This is a genomic window from Sodaliphilus pleomorphus (assembly GCF_009676955.1).
In the GTDB taxonomy this organism is placed as follows: Bacteria; Bacteroidota; Bacteroidia; order Bacteroidales; family Muribaculaceae; genus Sodaliphilus; species Sodaliphilus pleomorphus.
The window spans coordinates 1,284,879-1,306,217 of sequence record NZ_CP045696.1 but is presented as its reverse complement, the minus strand read 5'-3'; the positions used below and the strand labels follow the sequence as shown (position 1 = coordinate 1,306,217).

General features: G+C 58.1%; 14 protein-coding genes and 1 tRNA gene. 4 read left to right on the top strand and 11 right to left on the bottom strand.

All coding sequences use genetic code 11. The features are described from left to right. Positions 1-8: 8 nt before the first annotated feature. Entirely contained in the window at positions 9-1,034 is a 1,026-nt protein-coding gene (locus GF423_RS05305) for a PI-PLC domain-containing protein (protein WP_154327373.1), read from the top strand. A gap of 234 nt (positions 1,035-1,268) precedes the next feature. Here GF423_RS05305 and rpsT read toward each other — a convergent pair whose 3' ends face one another. Continuing rightward, a complete protein-coding gene (rpsT, locus tag GF423_RS05300) occupies positions 1,269-1,532 on the bottom strand; it encodes a 30S ribosomal protein S20 (protein ID WP_154327372.1) in 264 nt (87 codons plus the stop codon). Positions 1,533-1,802: 270 nt separating this feature from the next. Between rpsT and recO the strand changes: the two genes are divergently transcribed. After that, on the top strand, positions 1,803-2,528 hold the full coding sequence (gene recO, locus GF423_RS05295; RefSeq protein WP_154327371.1) for a DNA repair protein RecO: 726 nt from the start codon (positions 1,803-1,805) through the stop codon (positions 2,526-2,528). Positions 2,529-2,919: 391 nt separating this feature from the next. Here recO and GF423_RS05290 read toward each other — a convergent pair whose 3' ends face one another. Both GF423_RS05290 and GF423_RS05285 read right to left on the bottom strand, forming a co-directional pair. After that, on the bottom strand, positions 2,920-4,551 hold the full coding sequence (locus GF423_RS05290; RefSeq protein ID WP_154327370.1) for a RagB/SusD family nutrient uptake outer membrane protein: 1,632 nt from the start codon (positions 4,549-4,551) through the stop codon (positions 2,920-2,922). Between the two features lie 42 nt (positions 4,552-4,593). Continuing rightward, the gene (locus GF423_RS05285) at positions 4,594-7,791 is read right to left on the bottom strand and encodes a SusC/RagA family TonB-linked outer membrane protein (RefSeq protein WP_154327369.1); all 3,198 of its coding nucleotides are present in this window, start codon (positions 7,789-7,791) and stop codon (positions 4,594-4,596) included. A gap of 312 nt (positions 7,792-8,103) precedes the next feature. On the opposite strand from GF423_RS05285, the gene GF423_RS05280 reads away from it, so the two are divergent. Both GF423_RS05280 and GF423_RS05275 read left to right on the top strand, forming a co-directional pair. Further along, entirely contained in the window at positions 8,104-9,060 is a 957-nt protein-coding gene (locus tag GF423_RS05280) for a D-2-hydroxyacid dehydrogenase (protein ID WP_154327368.1), read from the top strand. A gap of 107 nt (positions 9,061-9,167) precedes the next feature. Next, the gene (locus GF423_RS05275) at positions 9,168-11,261 is read left to right on the top strand and encodes an Ig-like domain-containing protein (protein WP_154327367.1); all 2,094 of its coding nucleotides are present in this window, start codon (positions 9,168-9,170) and stop codon (positions 11,259-11,261) included. A gap of 109 nt (positions 11,262-11,370) precedes the next feature. On the opposite strand, the gene GF423_RS05270 is transcribed toward GF423_RS05275, so the two are convergent. The 8 genes from GF423_RS05270 to feoB form a co-directional block, all read right to left on the bottom strand. Continuing rightward, positions 11,371-11,442: transfer RNA gene (locus GF423_RS05270), tRNA-Arg, on the bottom strand. A gap of 209 nt (positions 11,443-11,651) precedes the next feature. Continuing rightward, on the bottom strand, positions 11,652-13,004 hold the full coding sequence (gene nhaD, locus GF423_RS05265) for a sodium:proton antiporter NhaD (RefSeq protein WP_154327366.1): 1,353 nt from the start codon (positions 13,002-13,004) through the stop codon (positions 11,652-11,654). Positions 13,005-13,272: 268 nt separating this feature from the next. Then, positions 13,273-16,230 (bottom strand): protein translocase subunit SecDF, encoded by a 2,958-nt coding sequence (secDF, locus tag GF423_RS05260; protein WP_154327365.1) that lies wholly within the window; start codon positions 16,228-16,230, stop codon positions 13,273-13,275. A gap of 289 nt (positions 16,231-16,519) precedes the next feature. Then, complete coding sequence (locus tag GF423_RS05255; RefSeq protein ID WP_206113394.1) at positions 16,520-17,299, bottom strand: TPM domain-containing protein; 780 nt, start codon at positions 17,297-17,299, stop codon at positions 16,520-16,522. Continuing rightward, positions 17,289-17,735: a TPM domain-containing protein gene (locus GF423_RS05250; RefSeq protein WP_154327363.1), complete on the bottom strand. Its 447-nt coding sequence runs from the start codon at positions 17,733-17,735 to the stop codon at positions 17,289-17,291. The genes GF423_RS05255 and GF423_RS05250 overlap by 11 nt, the downstream gene beginning before the upstream one ends. Positions 17,736-17,774: 39 nt before the next feature. Continuing rightward, positions 17,775-18,365: a LemA family protein gene (locus GF423_RS05245; RefSeq protein WP_154328984.1), complete on the bottom strand. Its 591-nt coding sequence runs from the start codon at positions 18,363-18,365 to the stop codon at positions 17,775-17,777. 286 nt (positions 18,366-18,651) lie between these two features. Then, entirely contained in the window at positions 18,652-18,822 is a 171-nt protein-coding gene (locus GF423_RS05240; RefSeq protein ID WP_154327362.1) for a FeoB-associated Cys-rich membrane protein, read from the bottom strand. 31 nt (positions 18,823-18,853) lie between these two features. Then, on the bottom strand, positions 18,854-21,208 hold the full coding sequence (gene feoB / locus GF423_RS05235; protein ID WP_154327361.1) for a ferrous iron transport protein B: 2,355 nt from the start codon (positions 21,206-21,208) through the stop codon (positions 18,854-18,856). Positions 21,209-21,339 lie beyond the last annotated feature (131 nt).

Here is a 21,339-nt window from a genome sequence, read left to right as displayed (position 1 = left end):
TGTGTGAAATGAAGAAACTACGATACCTGGCAACACTTGCTCTTGTTGCCGTTGCGGCAAGTCATGTCCTTGCCGCCGACTGGATGACGCGACTCAGCCCCGACACTCGAGTGTGCAGCTTGTCGATACCCGGTGCCCACGATGCAGCCACAGGCAATGGCTTTGAGGGCCTCGACTCGGTAGTGGGCGAGCGCTATGCCCGCACCCAAGAACTCGACCTGAGCCAGCAGTTTGCCGCCGGCGTGCGCGCCTTCGACTTGCGCCCGGCCCAGTGCGGCAACGAGCTGCGCATTTTCCATGGCACGCTGACCACCCGCCTAAGCTATGCCCACGCCCTGCGCCTGCTGGCCGACTCGCTCAAGGCCAACCCTGCCTCGCTGGTCGTGGTGGTGCAACGCCACGAGGACGATGCCAAGGGTGCCGGCTACGACCAGAGCCGGTGGGCACAGCTGGTCGACAGCACCCTGCACGAGCTGGGCCCGGTGCTCATCGACTATAGGCCCGGGCTCACGGTGGGCGAGATGCGCGGCCACATCTTGGTGCTGAGCCGCGACCGCTACGGCCAGGTTCCCCGTGGCGGCTATATCGACAATTGGGACGACGGCGGCAGCTGGAACGCGCCCCAGGGGGCACGAGTTGCGGGCGTGCAGGGCGGCGAGCGCCTCTATGTGCAAGACTACTACAACACCACCATGGAGGGCGCCATGACGACAAAACTCGATCTCATGCGGCAGTTTCTCGTGCATGCCGCCACCACGCCCCTGCGCGGCAGCCTGTGGGTTGTGAACCACTGCTCGGCTTTCACGCGCGACCCCGAGGCTCCGCTGCCCGGCAACACCACCAGCAACGGCTACCGCCTGAATGCCGCCAGCACCAATGCCTACATGGCCCGCTGCGTGGTGGCTCATGCCGGCCTGGTGATGATGGACTATGCCGGCGTCGATGCCAGCAACGGCATCAAGGTCATGGGCAAAACCGCCCTGCAGGCCGTGATCGAGAGCAACTTCACCGCCAGCAACGACAAAAAGCGCTAAGTTTCATGCAACTTAACGCTCCTGGGTAGCCCATAGCAGAGTCGAACTGCTCTTTCAAGAATGAAAATCTTGCGTACTAAACCGATATACGAATGGGCCAAACCTTAATGGGGGCTTCGGGCCACTACTGTGTCGCTGGCCTTAGGCCTGTGCGCAGGCCGCTCGCTTGCGGGCGGCTTAACGCCCCATCGTTGTTTCTATTGTGTGCAATCCTTGCGCTGCCTTGTGTCGTGTTTACTTGGCAACGTTCAGCTTGTTGATGTGCTTGGCCAGCTTCGACTTCAGGTTGGAAGCCTTGTTCTTGCTTATGACATGCTTGCGGCCGAGCTTGTCGAGCATGGCCGATACCTTCTTGTAGTTCTCGGCTGCCTTGGCAGGATCGGTCTCCTTGCGCAGATTGCGCACAGCATTGCGCATTGTCTTAGCATAGTAACGATTACGAAGATTTCTTGCCTCTGTCTGGCGTATTCTCTTGATTGCTGATTTATGGTTTGCCATTTTCTTAAAAACCTTTTTTCTTTGATTGTTGTTATTGTTAGTAGCCCATAGCAGAGTCGAACTGCTCTTTCAAGAATGAAAATCTTGCGTACTAACCGATATACGAATGGGCCCCTCGATTTTGCGAACTTTAGCCAGCTGCGCAAAAAGCGGTGCAAATATAGCAATGATTTTTCAAATGGCAAAATTTAACTTCTTTAAATCGTGCTAAATCAGTGTTTTTTACTTGTTGAGGCCGCCTATGTGCCGATTATTGCGTAATTTCGTGGCATGTATGAAACCACCAGTGGTGTTGTACTCAATGTCATCAAGTACAACGACCGTCACAACATTGCCCACATCTACACCGACCGCCATGGCATGATGCCCTATCTGGTGGCTCAGGGCAACACGGCCGCCGCACGGGTGCGCAACTCCATGTTTCTGCCTTTGAGCCTGCTCCAGTTTGAGTCGCGCATCGTGCCTGGGCGTGAGCTGTGCACCTTGCACGACGTGCGGCGCACGTGCCTGCTTGCCAGCATCTATGCCGACCCGGTGAAAAACGCCGTGGCCATGTTCATGAGCGAGTTGCTGAGCCATGCCATCCCCGAGCGGGAGCGCGACGAGGGCCTGTACCGCTACATCGAGACCGCGGTGCGCCTGCTCGACAGCCTCGACCGCGGCGTGGCCAATTTTCATATATGCTTCTTGTTTCACCTGGGAGCGTTTCTGGGCATCGAGCCCGATGTGGAGTCGTATCGCGAGGGCTACTGGTTTGACATGGCGGGGGGCACTTTTGTGCCCTTCCCCAGGATGGCGGGCACGTGCCTGAAGCCCGACTTGGCGCGTGTGATTGTGCTGCTCTCGCGCATGACGTTTTCCAACCTGCACCTGTTCCGCTTCAGCCGCGAGCAGCGCAATGCCGTGCTCGACGCCGTCATCGCCTACTACCGCATGCACAATTCCACGGTGGGCACGCTCAAGTCGCCCGAAATTCTGAAGCAGCTCTTCGTGTAGCCTGGGTGCGCTCTTGTGTGATTGTGGTGCCGCCTTGGGCGATGCAAAGGGCTCTTGCCGATTACCGAAAATAGCAGTTTTCGGGCTTTGATGGCACGATTGCGGTATTTTTATGTGGTAATTCTAAAAATATTTCTTATGTTTGCAGCGCGAAATCAAGAAAGGCACTTTCTTGTGAGCATGAAACGACAATATAAGTAAATTTCTCATACTCTAAAAATGACTGCGGGACCAAATTTGTGAAAACTTGGTCTCGTTTTTCTTTTGCCCCCTGCCTGTCGCGGCTTGCGGCGGGCAGGGGGCAAAAAATATCCCTGCAGCTCACTCGCGGGCTGCAGGGATACGCATTATTCATGTAGTCGCTGTCCTCGCCTCGAGGAAGCGCGCAGTATCAATAGTTGGGGTTCTGCTTGAGCTTGCCGCCGTATTTCGATATCACGTCCGACGGGTAGGGGAATACCATCAGGTGGCTGTCGTAGGCGGCCTTGTCGCGGTAGTCCTCATAGTCGATCACCTTGAAGTCGCTCTCGGGGTTGGAGCGGTCGCTGTAGGCACGCACACGGGGGTGAGCGTTGAGCTCCTTCAGGGCCAGAGCCTTGATTTCGGCATTGCTCGAGGCTGCCCAGCGCTTGAGGTCGCCCAGGTGGTCGGTCATCTCAAAGGCCAGCTCGCAGCGGCGCTCGTGGTAGAGGTCGGCCATGGTGGCAGTGCCTTTCAGCGGGGCCAGGTGCGAGCGCTGGCGCAGCTTGTTGATATCGGCAGTGGCAGCAGCGGCGTTGCCCGTCATCAGGTAGGCCTCGGCGCGGAAGAGCAGCATCTCGGCATAGCGCATGAGCGGGAACATGATGCGGCAGGTGGGCCAGTCGCCGTTGGCGTTCACATACGTGTCGGTCATGTTGGCGTGCTTGAAGGGATCCATATACTTGTTGATCATGAAGCCGGCCTGGATGTCGGAGGTCGAGAAGAAGCGGCGCTCGACGCCGTTGAGCTCGAAGGTGTCGCCATAGCACAGAATGCTGCGCTTGAGGCGGTCGTTGCCTGCGCCGTCTTTGGCCATCTCCTCATAGATGTCTTCGCTGGGCTTGTTCTGGCCCCAGCCGTTGTACACGCCCCAGGCCTTGTTCTCGAGCACCACGCCGGGAAATTCCGACCCGCCGCCGTTGGCGCCGCCGTCGCCGGCGATGCCAAACAGGTATTCCTTGCCCCAGAATTTAGACTGGTCGCTGGTGAACACCTCGTCGAAGGTGGGCGCCAGGTCGCGGCCATAGGTGTTTTCAAGCAGGTCCACCTGCTTGATCACGTCGTTCCACTTGGTAGCGTCCCAAGTGGCCCAGTAGGCATAGGTCTTGGCCTTGAGTGCCACAGCGGCGGCCTTGCTGGCACGGCCCTTGTCGGCGTTGCCGTAGTCCTCGAGATTGGGCAGGTAGGAGATAGCCTTGTCCATGTCTTGGATGATGTAGTCGTAGTTCACTTGCACGCTGCTCTGTTGCGGCGGCATGGTGTAGTCGTAGTCGTCGCTCCAGTCTTCCCAGCGGCAGAAGGGCACGCCCTGGCTGTCGGTGCCGTAGCGGTGAGCTACCCAGAAGTGGCAGAATCCGCGTATGAAGTAGGCCTCGCCCAGCGAGCGCTTCTCTATAGCGCTGAGCGTGGTGCCTTTCTCCTTGTCGGTGAGCTTCTTGATGATGAAGTTGGCTCGAGCCATCTCGCCGTAGAACTGGTTGAAGGTGCCGCGCAGCGGGCTCTCGTCGCCAGTGTACTTGAGCGTGGCCAGCGTGGGGTAGCTGCGGGTGCGGCCCCACACGATATCGCAGGTGCCGCCTTGCTCCCAGTAGATTTCGCGGCCAAACATAGCCTCCTCTACCAGTGGCTTGTAGAGCTCGTCGACGGCGTCGATGGCCTGCTGGTCGTTTTTGAAATAGTTGGTTGTCGTGGGGTTGCCCTCCGACTGTGGGTCTAAGAAATCACTGCACGAGGTCGACAGCATTGCCGCGCCTGCAAGTGCTATTATCATTAATTTTTTCATTGTGTTTCTGTATTTGTGCTTGTTGTGGTGTCACGTTTTGTGTTAATAGGTCAGTCTCACGCCGAATGAGAAGGCACGCGACACCGGGTACTTCATCGTGTCATAGCCGCCGCACTCAGGGTCGATGCCTGTGTAGTTGGTCACGGTAAACACATTGTCGCCCGAGAAGAATACCGACATGCGGCTGCTGCGGTCGTTCAGGTGCTGCCACTTGCGTATGAGCTTGGTGATGTCGTAGTTGATGGTGAAGTTCTTCAAGCGGAAGTAGGAGGCGTCCTCGAGAAACCAGGTCGAGGCCGTCGAGAAGTTGCCGTTGGGGTCGTTCTTCGACAGGCGAGGTATGTCGCTGCCGGTGTTGGTGGGGCTCCAGGCCTTGAGTATCTCGGCCGAACGGTTGAAGTTGCCTTCCACGTCGCCCACGGTCATGCTCTTGGCCACGTTCAGAGCCTGAGCCTTGCCCACGCCCTGGAACATCACGCTCACGGTGAGGTCTTTCCATGTGATGCCGCCGCCGAAGGCATAGGTCCACTTGGGCGTTGCGTTGCCGCAGTACTGGCGGTCGGCGTCGCTTATCTTGCCGTCGCCGTTCTTGTCCTCAAACTTGAGGTCGCCGGCCACTGCGTTGGGCTGGATGCGTTTGCCATTGGCGTCCTTGTAGTTGGCAGCTTCCTCATCGCTCTGGAAGATGCCCAGGCTCTTGATGAGGTAGAACGAGTTCAGGGGCTCGCCCTGGGCGGTTTGGTACACATAGGGTATCATGCGCCAGCTGCCGTCGCCGGTCCACACGCCGGGGTTGCCCTCGCTGTCGGTCACGCCGGTGCTCTTCACCCAGTTCTTGAGCCAGGCAAAGTTGCCGTTCACCCAGTAGGAGATGTCGTTGCCCACCTTGTCGCGCCACGAGGCTGCAAACTCGATGCCGCGGTTGCGCACGCTGCCCTGGTTCACCAGCATGGCGTCGACGCCTATGGTGCTGGGCCAGTACATGGTCTGGGTCTGTATCAAGTTGTAGGTTTTCTTCTCAAACCAGTCGAGCGTCATGGCCAGGCGGTCGCTCAGCATGTTGATGTCGAGGCCCAGGTCAAACTGCTCCGAGGTCTCCCAGGTGAGTTTGGAATTGACGGCATCAGAGTTCCACACGCGGGTGCCCCACAGTGTGCCCGAGGTGCCGTAGAGGGCTTTCTCGGTGGTTACGCCGTAGCTCAGCACGGCCGACTTGTAGTTGTAGCCTATCGAGCCCAGATTGCCTATGCGGCCCCACGAGCCACGCAGCTTGAGCAGGGTCACGATGTCGTTTTGGGGGAAGAAGGCCTCGTTGCTTATCTTCCAGGCTGCCGTGAAGGCGGGGAAGTCGCCGTGGTTGTGCTTCTTGGGCAGGCGGCCGGCGTAGTCGCGGCGGAACGATGCCGTGAGGAAGTAGCGGTCGGCATAGGAGTAGGCGGCACGGCCTATGAGAGAGACGTTGGCATCGGGGCCTGTGAGGTAGTCGCTGGCCGACTGCGAGCCAGCCCATGCCAGGTATTGCAGAAACTTGGACTCGTCGCTGAAGTCTTTGGCATCGACGTTGAGACCGCGGGTGGCATAATGGTCGGCCGTGGTCGAGGCCAGCAGGCCCACGGTGTGCTGCCCGAATGTGTTGTCGTAGGTGAGCGTGTTCTCGGTCTTCCACCTGTCGGTGCGGTAGTTGTAGTTGGTATACTCGTTGGTCAGGTAGGGCTTGCCCACCTCTTCGCGCTTGGGCACAAAGGTCTTGTCGTTGTAGTTGGTCACGTTGTAGGTGAAGCGGCTCACAAATTTCAAGCCGGGCACCACGTTGCCCACCTCGAGCGACGTGGTGGTCCAGGTGTCGCTCGTGCGGTTGTACTCGTTGTAGGCCTCGAGCAGGCGCACGGGGTTGATGGCGTCGCCGTGAATGTCGGCAAAGTTGCTGCCGTATTGTGCAATATAGGCGGGATCCTCGGTGGTGGTGCCGCCGTAGCCGCCAGGAGTAAACTCGCTATACACCGTGGCGCTGCTGGGCATGTACAGAGCGTTCATGATCACGCCGTTGTAGGGGCTGCTGGTGTTGCCCGTGCGGTTCTCGTTGTTTTTCCAAGTGAAGTTCTCGCTCACGCTCACCCACTTGTTGAGCTGGTACTTGCCGTCGTAGTGCAAGGCCAGGTTCTTGTTGTAGGTGTCGCGCAGCACGCCATTGTCTTTGTCGTAGTTGAACGAGATGCGGTTGGCAAAGTTGGCGGTGCCCATGTTGAGGGCCACGTTGTGGCGCTGGTACATGGCTGTGCGGAATACTTCGTCCATCCAGTTGGTGCGTGTGGTGGCCACCCAGGGGTTCTTGGCCGTGTTCCAGCCGTCGGGCAGGGTGAGGCCGGCGTTGGCATAGGAGGTGGTGCGCATCTGGATTTCTTCTTCGGCAGTGAGCCCGCGGGGCAGGTTGTAGGCCTTGCGCACCCCGAAGGTGCCGCTGTAGCTGAGTGTGGTGTTGCCTTCCTTGGCCTTCTTGGTGGTGACCAGGATGACGCCGCCGGCTCCCGACTGGGCGCCGTAGATGGCTGCCGAGGCGGCATCCTTGAGCACGACGATGCTCTCGATGTCGTCGAGCGAGGCAATGGGAGCCCCCGGCACGCCGTCGACTACCCAAAGCACGTTGTCGCCGTTGCGCGAGCCCTGGCCGCGTATCACGACGCTGGGCGCAGCGGTGGGGTCGCCGCCGTTCGACTCAATGGTCACGCCCGGTATCTGGCCTTGCATCATGCCCTCGGTGCTGGCCACCGGGCGCACGGCAAGCTCGGTGGGGTTGCTTATCACGCCCACCGATGCCGACAAGTCTTTCTTCTTGGCCTGTGCACCATAGCCAATGGCTACAACCTCGTCGAGCATCTGGCTGTCGTCGGCCATGGTGATGTTGAGGTCGCTGCCAGCTGCTGCTGTCACGGTTTTGTAGCCAATGGATGTGATCACCAGCTTGCTCCCTGCCGGAGCGTTGAGGGTGAACTTGCCGTTGATGTCGGTGGCTACTCCCAGGGTCGATCCTGCGATTTTGACCGAGGCTCCAATGATAGGTTCTCCTTTAGAGTCCTTTACTACACCAGTCACTTGCTCCTGACCCGATGCTGCCGCTGCGGGAGCGGTACTGAGCACAGGCCGTGCCAGTGTGATCGATGGTGAGAAAAGCGCGAGCGCTGAGAGAGCAACGGCCTTGACGACGATGTTCTTTCGGCTTGATTTCAATTCGGTTTTTTTCATCTTCTTGTCGTTTACTGTATTCTTTGGTATTGCAAGTGAATCCTCACTTGCGCTGTGTCAATGTTGTTGTATGAAACAAAAGCAAGTAGTTTTACGTCTCATTTTTGGTTTATATAACTACGGCAATTGGTAAACTGCTAAGTATAAACTCTTAAACACTGCAAATTTACAACAATGATTTCACATTTGTTTAAATATATTGTAAAAAAATGATAAAGCCCGGCTGTTTTATTTCGATTCTTTTCGTTCTTTTTTGTTATCTTTGTTCCTTAAGAGAAACCATTGTCAACAATTTAACCGATTCTTGAAAACATGAAAATTGTAGTACTTGATGCCTATGCAGGCAATCCCGGCGACTTGTCGTGGGACGAGGTGAGGAAACTGGGCGATTGCGACATCTACGACCGCACGGCTCCCGAGCTGGTCATCGACCGCGCCCGCGATGCCGAGGCGGTGCTTACCAACAAGGTGCCCCTGCACCGCAAGGAGATTGAGGCGCTGCCCAAGTTGAAATATATAGGTGTGATGGCCACTGGCTTCAATGTGGTCGATATCGATGCCGCCAGCCAGCACGGCATCACGGTGACCAACGTGCCGGCCTACAGCACCGCCTCGGTGGCACAGCTCGTGTTTGCCCACCTGCTCAACATGTGCGACAGCGTGCAGCACTACTCCCAGGAGGTGCACGCCGGCAAGTGGTGCCACTGTGCCGATTTCACCTATGTGAACACGCCCATTATCGAGCTCGCGGGCAAGACGATGGGTATCGTGGGGCTGGGACACATAGGCCAGGCTGTGGCACGCATTGCCCTGGCCATGGACATGCGGGTGCAGGCCTTCACCAGCAAGCCGCAGCAGGCGCTGCCCGCAGGCGTGGCCAAGGTCGAGCTCGACAGCCTCTTTGCCACCAGCGACGTGGTCACGCTGCACTGCCCGCTCAATGCCTCGACCCGCAACATGGTCGACGCCCGGCGGCTCAAGCTCATGAAGCCCACGGCTATGCTCATCAACACCGCCCGCGGCCCGCTTGTCGACGAGGCTGCCCTGGCCCAGGCGCTCAAGAGCGGCCAGCTCATGGCTGCCGGTATCGACGTCATGAGCAAGGAGCCTCCGGCTGCCGACAACCCCCTGCTGGCTGTCGACAATTGCTACATTACGCCCCACATTGCCTGGGCAAGCAAGGAGGCCCGCGTGCGCCTGCTCGACGTGGTCACGGCCAATCTCAAGGCTTACCTTGCCGGCAAGCCCGTCAACGTGGTCTCGCCCTGACAGCGCCCCTCGCTCATTTTGCGGCGCGCGCAGCACTGCTGTGCCAAAAAAATACAGAGCCGTCTTGTTTTATCTTTGAGCTTTTTAGTAACTTTGCGGCTTGAACGATGAGATTGCGACGACTCACATATGTGCTTCTCGCCCTGGCCGCAGGATTGCTCCTGTGGTCGTGTGCCAGCATTGGCTCGCCCGAGGGTGGCCCGCGCGACTACACGCCGCCGGCAGTGACCAAGAGCGATCCCAAACCCGGTACCGTCAATTTCAAGGGCAACAAGGTGAAAATCAACTTCGACGAGGTGGTAACCCTCAACGACCAGCAGAAGAAGGTGGTGGTGTCGCCAGCCCAGAAAAATCAGCCCACCATCAAGAGCCTGGGCAAGACTGTGACCGTGGAGTTTAACGACCCGCTGCTGCCCAACACCACCTATACCATCGACTTCAGCGACGCTGTGCAAGACAACAACGAGGGCAACCGCCTCGAGAACTACAGCTTTGCCTTCTCTACGGGCGACAGCATCGACACGCTGCAGGTGTCGGGCATTGTGTTGCGGGCCAGCGACCTCGAGCCCATGCAGGGTGTGGTGGTGGGCTTGCAGAGCAACCTGGCCGACTCGGCCTTCACCACTGTGCCCCTCGAGCGCATAAGCCGCACCAACGACAAGGGCCAGTTCACCATTCGCAACCTCAAGCCTGGGCGCTACCACGTGTTTGCACTCAACGACCTCGACAACAACTACATGATGAGCCGCAACGAGGACTATGCCTTCATCGACAGCATTGTAGTGCCTCGTGTGGCCCGCTTCACCTCGCAGGACACGGTGTTCACCTTCGACCGCCGCGTCGACACGGTGTTTACCGGTCACCACACCGAGTACTTGCCCAACAACTTACTGCTCAGCATGTTCAACGAGCGCTACACGCCGCTTTATCTCAAGAAGACCGAGCGCCTGGGCCGCAACAAGCTGCTGGTGCAGGTGTCGGGCCCGTGCACGCCGCCGCGCCTCGACATCCTGAGCCCCGCCGTGCACGACAAGGACTGGTACTGCCTGCAATCGCGTGCGACCAACGACTCTTGTGTGTACTGGCTCACCGACTCCTCGCTCATCAAGAGCGACAGCATCATGGTCGACCTCTATTACGACAAGACCGGCCCCGACGGCGTGACCGCTCAGGCTCACGACACCGTAAACTTTGTGCTCAAGAAGTCGACGGCCGAGCTCAAGCGCCTCAAGGAGGAGGCCAAGGAAAAGGAAAACATGGAGAAGGACCTGCGTCGCCTGCAAGAGCAGCGCGACAAGCTCGTTGCTGCCGGCAAAGACCCTACCGAGGTCGACCTCAACATGGCTGCCATCAGGAAGAAGGAGCACGAGAAGGCTGCGACCACCTTCAAGATGGCTATGGCAACCAAGGGCAGCATGCTCGAGGTGACCGACTCTATTGCCTTCGACTTCGACACCCCCGTTAAGCACATCGACCAGAGCCGCATCAGGCTCGACGTCATGGATCCCGTCGACAGCACCTGGAGCGCCGTCGCCACGCCTGGCTTGCAGGTGGCCGGCCCCTACGACATCTTGCACTACACCGTGCCCATGCGCCTCGAGCCTGAGGGCGTGTACCGGCTCACCGTCGACTCGGCTGCGGTCGCAAGCATCTACAACTATGTCAACGACTCGGCCCAGTTCAATTTCAGCGTGCGCTCGCTCGACGAGTACGGCTACATCGTGCTTCACGTCAACTCGGGCGACAAGGCCTTTGTAGAGCTGCTCGATGGCAGCGAGAAGGTGGTGCGCACGGCACGCGTGCAACAAGGCACGGTGCGCTTCGACAACCTGGTGCCTGCCCAGTACTATGCCCGCCTCGTCATCGACAGCAACGGCAACGGCAAGTGGGATGCCGGCGACTATGCCCGTCATCTCCAGCCCGAAGAGGTGTACTACTTCCCCTGGCCGGCCAAGCTCAAGGTGCGCAAGAGCTGGGGCATGGAGGAGTCGTGGAACATCTATGAGGTGGCCCTCGACCTGCAGAAGCCCGACAAAATCAAGCGCAACAAGCCCGAGGTGAAAAAAGACTCGCTCGAAAAGAAGAAAAACTCCACTGGCGACGAAAACCAGGACAACGACGACGAGTTCAACTCTACCGGCTTCGGCCGCAACACCTACAGCGGCAACAAGTATACCGACTACCAAAAGAACCGCCGCTGATGCTATGCATCTTCTCGGCGCTGCCGGGGGGCGGCTGCGGCTTCTACTTGCAACATATAAAAAAAAACACTGGCTGCTTGTCGAGTCGACAGGCAGCCAGAGGGAGCAGTATCTCCACAGAGAATCGAACTCTGATTTAAGGTTTAGGAAACCTTCGTTCTATCCATTGAACTATGGAGACTTCTCGATTGTGGTGCAAAGATAAGCCAAAACTATGATTTTCCCAAAACAAAATGCGCGTCGCGTTGCTAAATCGCTCAATCTCGCCATTACGGGGGAGAGGGGGCTTCATTGCCCACCGCGCGTGCCAGCCCACAACGGCAGCAGGCAAGCCCTGTCGCCACATGCGACCGAGCTTGCCTGCCGTGCTTGTCGTCTTGCCCGCGAGCACTACAGCTGGTAGCCGCGCAAGAAGGTGTTGATGGCAAAGTAGCACAGCATGCCGGCAAAGTAGCCTGCCAGGGCCAGCCAGCTCACGTGCTTCATATACCACCCGAAGCTTATCTTCTCCAGGCCCATCACCACCACGCCGGCGGCCGAGCCTATGATGAGGATGGAGCCGCCCACGCCGGCGCAGTAGGCCAGCAGCTGCCAGAAGAGGCCGTCGCAGGCAAAGTCGCCCACCAGGTTGGTGTACATGCCCATGCAGCCTGCCACCAGCGGCACGTTGTCGACAATGCTCGAGACCACGCCTATTGCACCGGTCACGATATAGTGATTGCCGTTTGACACATCGTTAAGCCATCGGCCGGCAGTGTTGAGCACGCCCACCTCCTCAAGGCAGCTCACAGCCATGAGTATGCCCAAGAAGAAGAGTATGGTGCTCATGTCGATATTCCTCAACACGTTCGACACGCGGCGCGACCAGCCGCTCTTGCTCTTGCCCACCTTGCGGTAGAAGATCTCGGTAGTGAGCCACAAGATGCCCAGCACCAGCAGGATGCCCACAAACGGGGGCAGATTGGTGAGTGCCTTGAAGATGGGTACAAAGCACAGGCCGCCCACACCCAGCACAAAGATGATCTTGCGCTGGCAGCTTGTGAAGTCCTGTGCATCGGCCGATACGGTGTTGTCGTGGGTGTCGAGCTCGCCCTTGAGGGTGAACTCAAGGATGAGGGCCGGGATGAGCGCCGACACCAGCGAGGGAATGAATATCTCGGTTATCACGCCTTGCGAGGTGATGAGGCTCTTGTTCCACAGCATGATGGTGGTCACGTCGCCTATGGGCGAGAAAGCACCGCCCGAGTTGGCTGCAATGATCACCAGCGAGGCAAATGTCATGCGGTCGTGACGATTGGCCACGAGCTTGTTCAGCACCATCACCATCACAATGCTTGTGGTCATGTTGTCGAGTATGGCACTCAAGAAGAACGTGAGCAGCACAATGCGCCACATGAGCTTGCGCTTGCTCTTGGTCCTGAGTGCGTTGCGCACAAAGTTGAAGCCGCCGTTCTGGTCCACAATCTCGACGATGGTCATGGCACCCATCAGGAAAAACAGGGTAGTGGCCGTGCTGCCCAAGTGCTCCTCGATGATACTGTTCACCTTGGACAGCAGCGACGAGGCGTCCATGCCGCCGGCCCCGGGTACATACGATTCGGGCGACACCATGTAGAGTGTCCAGCAAGCCACAAACATGAGCAGTGCCACCGCTGCCTTGTTCACTTTTGTCACGCTCTCAAGAGCTATGCCTGCATAGCCGATGATAAACACGATTACAATCGCAATGGTAAGTGTTGACATTTCTTGAAATGTTTTCTTTTGTTAGTTCAGTTTATATTATAGGTAATGTGTATTAAATCGATTGCGACGTTTTCACGTGCTGGCAAAGGTACTACAAAAAAATGGGAGTGCGACGTGAAAAAATGTAATTTTTTTCGTTGTTTTGCACTTTCTTCCCTTTTTTTGCCTGGGCACTGTGATGCCTACAAGAAGGGCGGCCTTGCAACTCGGTGTGCAAGGCCGCCCTTGTGGGTAGATATATTGTGATCGTTTTATTATTTATTCAGCATCATTTGGCAGCTGCGTCGAGGCCCTTGTTCTTCTTGCCCACAAGCAGGTAGGCAATGGGCGATGCAACAAAGAGCGAGCAGAATGTGCCGATGACGACACCCAGTATCATTGCGAAGTTGAAGGCACGTATCGACTCGCCGCCCAGGAAGAAGATGACAAGCAGCACGAGCAGGGTCGAGAGCGAGGTCATCATCGTACGCGACAGCGTCGAGTTCAGAGCGTTGTTGAAGCGCAGCTTCTCGTCTTGCTTCGGGAACAGGCGGCGATACTCGCGCACACGGTCGAAGACCACCACCGTATCGTTGATCTGGTAACCAATCACCGTCAGGATTGCGGCGATGAAGGTCTGGTCAATCTCCATCGAGAAGGGGAACAAGCCGTGCAGTGTAAACGACCCGATGACGATGAATGCCGTGAGGGCCACAGCAGCCATGGCACCAAGCGAGAAGGCCACGTTGCGGAATCGCAGCAAGATGTAGAGACCCATGGCGATGATCGACAGGATCACTGCCCATGTTGCACCCCATGCCATGTCGCTTGCGATGGCAGGACCCACAACGTCTTGCGAAACCACACCCTGCGTCTCGTCGCTCACGCTGAACTGGTCGTAGGTCATGTTGCCCAGCTGGGGCTTCATGCCCTGGTAGAGCTTCTTCATGATTTCGTTGTCGACGGTCGAGTCGTTGCTTGCAATCTTATAGTTGGTCGACACACGCACCTTGGTGTTGTTGTCGATGGTGATGACCGAGACTGTGCTGCCGTTGGTACCCAGCAGCGGGGTGAGTTGCTCCTGTATCTCGGTGGTCGACACCGGGTGGCTGAATTGCACCACATAGTTGCGGCCGCCCGAGAAGTCGATACCCAGGCTCAGACCCAGTGTGGCAAAGAGTGCTATCACTACCACAACTACTGCAGCAACGACGACTCCCACTTTCTTGCGGCTGCCTATGAAGTCGAACTTGGTGTTCTGCATCCAGTTCTTGGCCCAGCTGGTGGTGAAGGTCATCGTGCCAAAGCCGAAGCGGTTCTTGTTGACGAAGTTCTCCAGCACAAGGCGGGTGGCAAACACTGCCGTGAAGAACGAGCAGCAGATACCGATGATGAGCGTGATGGCGAAACCGCGTATTGGGCCAGTGCCCAGGTAGGCCAGAATCACGCCTGTGATGATTGAGGTCAAGTTACCATCGAAGATGGCCGAGAAGGCATTGCTGTAGCCATCCTTGACGGCGGCCTTCAGGTTCTTGCCGTTGCGCAGCTCTTCCTTGCAGCGCTCAAAGATAAGCACGTTGGCATCCACAGCCATACCCAGCGAGAGCACGATACCGGCGATGCCTGGCAGGGTGAGCACGCTCTGGAACGAGGCCAGAATACCAAAGGTGAAGAACAGGTTGAGGATCAGACCCAGGTTGGCGATGTTGCCAGCCTTCAACCCGTAGACCGATATCATCATGATCATGAGCAGCACCAGTGCCACCACAAACGAGATCATACCCTTGTTGATCGATTCCTGACCCAGCGAGGGACCTATCACGCTCTCGGAGGCGATGTTGACGCGTGCCACCATCTTGCCCGATTGCAGCACGTTGGCAAGGTCGTTGGCCTCTTCGACGGTGAAGTTACCCGAAATCTCGGTGTTGCCGCCGTCGATCTGGCCATTCACGTTGGGGTAGGAATATACTTGGTCGTCGAGCACGACGGCCACCTGGCGGTTGACGTTGGCACCGGTGAGGCGCGACCACTGGCGTGCGCCCTCGTCGTTCATCTTCATGGTCACCACCTGGCCCTTCAGTTGCTCATATTCGCTTTGAGCCTGGGTCACCACGTCGCCGTTCATCTGTGCCTTGCCTTGCGGTCCGGTCTTGATGGCAATCAGGCCGAAGCGGTCGCCCAGCATCTTGTCGGCCTTCACGGTCCACAGCAGTTTCAAGTCGGTGGGCAGGAACCTGCTGCCATATTCCTTGATGACCTTGTCAATGGCCATTGTGTCTTTGGCAGCAGCCACGCCTACCACGCAGTAGTCGCCGCGGCCGTACATCTGCAGCAGCTGGCCAAATTTCACTTTGCTCTTGGCGGCAGCCGGCTTGGCCTTGGCGGTCATTGTCGAGTCGGCCTTGGCGGTCGAGTCGGTCTTGGCAGCCACAGGGCTCTCGCCGTTGTCGGCGGCTTGCACCATGTCGTTGAACTGGCCCGAGATCTCGCTCCACTTGTAGGTCTCGTAGAACTCGAGGTTGGCGGTGCCTTGCAGCAGCTTCTTCACGCGCTCGGGCTCCTTGATGCCAGGCAGCTCAAGCAGAATGCGGCCCGTGCTTTGCAGCTTCTGGATGTTGGGGGCCACAACGCCAAACTTGTCGATACGAGTGCGCAGCACCTTGTAGCTGTTGTCGACCATCGAGTTCACCTCGTCGGTGAGGTAGCTCTCGATTTGGTTGGCATTGGCATTGGGGTTGTCTTTCACCTTCTGCACGTTGCGGAAGAGTTGATACAAGTGGTCTTTATACGTTGCCCCGTCGAGTTGCTGCAGCTTGTTGCAGAACGACTTCACATACTCGTCTTGAGCCGTGCGGTTGTTCTCGACATAGGCGATTGCTTGGTTGAAATTCTTGTTTTGCGATGCGGGATTGGCCAGAGCTTTCAGAATGTCGGGCACCGAAATTTGCAGGGTGACGTTCATACCGCCCTTCAAGTCCAGACCCAGGCCGAGTTGCTTCTCGCGCACCTGCTGGAATGTGTAGTAGCCCAGCCACACCTTCTGCTTGGCGATTTTGCTCATATAATCGTTGTAGGCCCTCTTATAGGTGTCGTTCGACATGTCGGGGCTGCTGATGTGGGCCATTGCCATGGCCTGCTCCTCGCCCTTGGTCTCGTAGTGGTTGGCCACAAACGAGAACGAAAGGTAGAACGCACAAATAAGAATCAATGCAACGGTTATAACTTTAATAAAACCTTTAGTTTGCATGTGTCAATTATTTATTGTTTTGTTTAGTTTTTTCGATGCAACATTACCGCACCCGCACACGGGTCAGTTTACAGCTTGCAAATATACGACAAAATATTTGAGTTCTGAAATTTTTAAAAGCAAAATTCTATTCATGGTCTTCATAGTCGGCAATTTGCGTGTCACGGGCCGCTGCTGGGCTAAAACGTCGCGCAGGCATCGGGCGGCGGCGGGCTGCAATCCCCCCCCCCCTCGGCCGGTGCCTGCGCGCATGTGGGCGAGTAGTGGTGGCGGTGTGCCTGCGCGGCGGCTACCAGGAGCCCGAGGCTCCGCCGCCGCCGAAGCTGCCGCCGCCGAAACCACCAAAGCCCCCGCCGCCACTGAAGCCACTACCACCCCCGAAGCCGCCCCCGCCGCCGCCGAAGATGATGGGGCCTCCCCAGGTGCCTGTCGAGCCGCTGTTGCGGCCGCGCCCGCGGCCCGTGCGGCTCATTGCCCACACAAAGATGATGACAAACGCGATGATGACCACTGCTGCAATCTCGCCGCCGTTGCCGTCCTGGTCGTTGTTGTAGGCCGCCTCGTTGTACTCGCCCTTGGCTGTCGGCATGATTACCCGCACGGCGTTCCACACGCCGCCCAGGTAGTCGCCTGCGATGAAGCGGGGCTTCATCTCGCGCTCGATGATTTTGGAGCAGAAGGCGTCGGGCAGGGCGCCCTCAAGGCCGTAGCCCACTTGGATGGTGACGCGGCCGGGCGTGTCGTTTTTGGGCTTGATCAGTATCACCACACCGTTGTTGTGCTTCTTGCCTCCCACGCCCCAGGCGCGGCCCAGCTGCACGGCATAGTCCCACGGCTCAAGGTCCTGCAGGTCGGTGACGGTGACCACGAGTATCTGGTTGGAGGTGGCGTTGCTGAAGGCCTCGAGCGTGTCTTCGAGCGCCTGTGTGTTGCCCAGCACGCCGGCCAGGTCGTTGACCAGCCGGGGCGGGTCGGGGCGGCTGGGCAGCTTCACCGTCTCGGCTTGCGCCACGGCGGCCAGCAGCAGGCATGCGGCCAGCGCCAGGCAGCGCAGGAGTCTAATCGTCATCTTCGTCATAGGTCACTTCGTTGCTCAGTTCATTGATGTCTTCCCGGCTGGCCGGGAAGTAGGCAGCCAGGCTGTCGCCTATCTGCTTCACCACCTCGCACAGCCCGTCGACCTGGCGGTGGTCGGCCAGGTAGCGGGTCAGGGTCTCTTTCTCGGTGTGCCAGAAGTCGAGGGGCACAGCCTTGTCGATGCCGCTGTCGCCCAGGATGGCAAACTTGCGGTCGATGTAGGCGACATAGATGAGCACGGCGTTGCGCCGCCGGGTGTTGCACAGCCCCAGCTCTTGAAACTTGCGCTTGGCGGTCTCCATCGCGTCGCCGTGGCACTTGGGCGTGACGTGCACGCATATCTCGCCCGAGGTGTGCTGCTCGGCAAGCGCAATGGCGCGGGCTATGCGTTGCTGCCCTTCGGTCGAGATGAAATCGGTGAGTGGCATGTGGGTAGATGTGTTTTAGTAATAAACGAGATGCGCGCGTTAGTCGAAGTTCACCGTGGGAGCCTTGTCGGCGCCCTCGGCAGCCTTGAAGTAGGGTTTCTCCTGGAAGCCGAACATGCCGGCCACGATGTTGACCGGGAAGCGCTTGAGCTGCGTGTTGTACTGCTGGGCAGCGTTGTTGAAGTCCTTGCGCGACACGTTGATGCGGTTTTCGGTGCCCTCGAGTTGCTGCTGCAGGGCCATGAAGTTCTCATTGGCCTTGAGTTCGGGATAGGCCTCGCTCACGGCGATGAGCTTGCCCAGCGCGGCACCCAGCGTGCCCTGGGCCTGCTGGTATTGCTGCAGCTGCTCCTGGGTGAGGTTGGCGGCGTCGATTTTCACTTGTCCCACGCTGGCGCGGGCTGTGGTCACGGCCTCGTAGGTCTCTTTCTCATGCTTGGCATAGCCCTTCACGGTGTTCACCAGGTTGGGAATGAGGTCGGCGCGGCGCTGGTAGTCGCTCTCGACCTGGCTCCAAGCCTTTTCCACATTTTGCTGCTGGGTCACGAGGCCGTTGTACTGGCTTATGCCCCAGCCCACGATGCCCACAAGCACCACAATCACGGCCAGGGCCACACAGCCCAGCCCCATGCATCCCTTGCTCATGCCGCCCAGCCCCAGGCGGCTGGCGTTGTTGCCCATTGGCTTGAAGGCGCCTTGCTGGTTGCTGCCTCCTGTGCCTGCATTGACGTTGTCAAACACGTTCATAGTCTTCTGTCTTTTTGTTTTATGATTGGATAATTGTTGATTGTACTTTTCTGCGGTAGCTGGCCTTTTGCTTTGGTGAGGCAGCTTTGGCAGTAAAGATAATCATAGTTATCGAGAAGAATGCAATTTTTGTGCCACTTTTTGGCTTGACGCGTCGATGTAGCGATTTTTATTTCTTGTTGCGGGCCTGTTTCTCCTTGATGGCACGCAGCGCGCACCCCGTGGCATTGCACGAGCTGCATGCCCCGCCTGCGGCCTTGTGCTTGCGCCGCAGCCGCACCACCGTCGCAATGGCGAGTGCTGCGACCACGGCAAGCAATATCCAGCTTTGTAGATTCATAGTCGTGAGGTGTGTGTGAGTGTGATGAGGGTTACCAGAACAGGCCGAGCGCCAGTTTCACAATCCATGCCACAATCCATGCCACGGCACACTGGAAGCACACGATGCCTGCGGCCCACTTGCCGCCCAGCTCGTGCTTGACGGTGGCAATGGTGGCCACACAAGGCGTGTAGAGCAGGCAGAATACCAGTAGCACATAGGCGGTGAGCGGTGTGAGCACGGCCATGAGGGCACCCTTGCTGGCAAAGAGCACTTGCAGGGTGCTCACCACGCTCTCTTTGGCCATGAAGCCTGTGATGAGCGCTGTGGTCACCTTCCAGTCGCCGAAGCCCAGCGGCTTGAATATCGGGGCAATGAAGCCTGCTATCGATGCCAGCATGCTCTGCGACGAGTCGGAGACCATGTCGAATTGCCAACTGAACGACTGGAGAAACCAGATGGCAATGCTGGCAATGAAGATGACCGAGAATGCACGCTCGATGAAGTCCTTGGTCTTGTCCCACAGCAGCTGCAGCACCGAGCGCAAGCCGGGCATGCGGTAGTTGGGCAGCTCCATCACAAAGGGCACTGCCTCGCCCTTGAAGGTGGTGCGCTTGAGCAGCAGGGCAATCACAATGCCGCTGACGATGCCCAGCAGGTAGAGGCTTATCATGACCAGTGCGGCGTTGCTCGGGAAAAAGTAGCTGCAGAAGAAGGCATAGATGGCTATCTTGGCTGTGCAGCTCATGAAGGGGGTGAGCATCACCGTGAGCCGGCGGTCGCGCTCCGAGGGCAGCGTGCGGCTGGCCATGACGCTGGGCACCGAGCATCCGAAGCCCATGAGCAGGGGCACAATCGAGCGTCCCGAGAGGCCTATCTTGCGCAGTAGCTTGTCCATCACAAAGGCTATGCGGGCCATGTAGCCGCTGTCCTCGAGTAGCGAGAGGAAAAGAAACAGCGTCACGATGATGGGCAGGAAGCTGAGCACCGTGCCCACGCCGGCATACACGCCGTCGATCACCAGCGAGCGCACCACGTGGCTTATGCCCCAGCTCTGCAAGGCATTGTCGCTTGCCACGGTGAACTTGTCGATGAGCGCTTGCAGCAGGTCTTGCAGGTTGCCCCCTATCACGTCGAAGGTGAGCCAGAAGATGAGGCACATGATGGCCACAAACACGGGCAAGGCCGTCCAGCGGCCGGTGAGCACCTTGTCTACCTCGCGGCTGCGCTTGTGCTCCTTGCTCTCCTTGGGTTTCACCACGGTGCCGGCACACACCTTGTTGATGAAGTCGTAGCGCATGTCGGCCATGGCTGCCGCCGGGTCGAGACCGCGCTCTGCCTCGAGTTGCTTGAGGATGTGGTCGAGCAGCTGCTGCTCGTTGTCGCTCAGTTTCAATGCTTTGATCACGATATGGTCGCCCTCTATCACCTTGCTGGCAGCAAAGCGCACGGGTATGTCGGCTGCCTTGGCGTGGTCCTCGATGAGGTGCATCACGGCATGGATGCAGCGGTGCACGGCCCCACCGTGGTCGTCGGGGCTGCAAAAGTCCTGGCGAGTGGGCGGCTCTTGGTACTTGGCCACGTGCAGGGCGTGATCGACGAGCTCGTCGACGCCCTCGTTTTTCATTGCCGAGATGGGCACCACAGGCAGGCCCAGCTCTCGCTCCATGGCGTTGATGCGTATCGTGCCCCCGTTGTTGCGCACCTCGTCCATCATGTTCAGTGCCAGCACCATGGGCACGTTGAGCTCCATGAGCTGCATGGTGAGATACAGGTTGCGCTCGATGTTGGTGGCATCGACGATGTTGATGATGCCCTTGGGGTGGGTTTTCAAGATGAACTCGCGCGACACGATTTCCTCGTTGGTGTAGGGCGAGAGCGAATAGATGCCAGGCAGGTCGGTCACCGATGTGTCGGGGTGTCCCTTGATGGGGCCGCTCTTCTGGTCGACGGTCACTCCCGGGAAGTTGCCCACGTGCTGATTGGCGCCGGTGAGCTGGTTGAACAGGGTGGTCTTGCCGCAATTCTGGTTGCCGGCAAGGGCAAAGGTGAGCATGGTGCCCTCGGGCAGGGGGTGCTCGGTCTCGCGGTTGTGTTGCCAGCCCATCTCGCCATAGCCCGGGTGATCCTCGACTGCCGGAGTGGCGTCATCATGGCTGTGCTCGATGCCGGCATCACAGTCGGGGCACAGCTTCACTTCAATCTTGGCTGCATCGTCCTTGCGCAGGGTCAGGCTGTAGCCATGCAGCACAAACTCTATGGGATCGCCCATGGGGGCATATTTCACCAGTGTCATTTCCACGCCGGGTATCACTCCCATGTCGAGGAAGTGCTGGCGCAAGGCGCCCTTTCCACCCACTGCCTCGACGGTGCAGGTGGAGCCTTTGGGTATTTCGTTGAGTGTCATCTTTTACTTTCAGATCTGTTTGCGGGTGCAAAGTTACTAATAATATTTCGCAACTTGACTGCATTGTTTCCTATTACACCTATAAAGGTAGCACTGCTTGCCAAGCTGCGTTATCCCCACAATGGGGGATT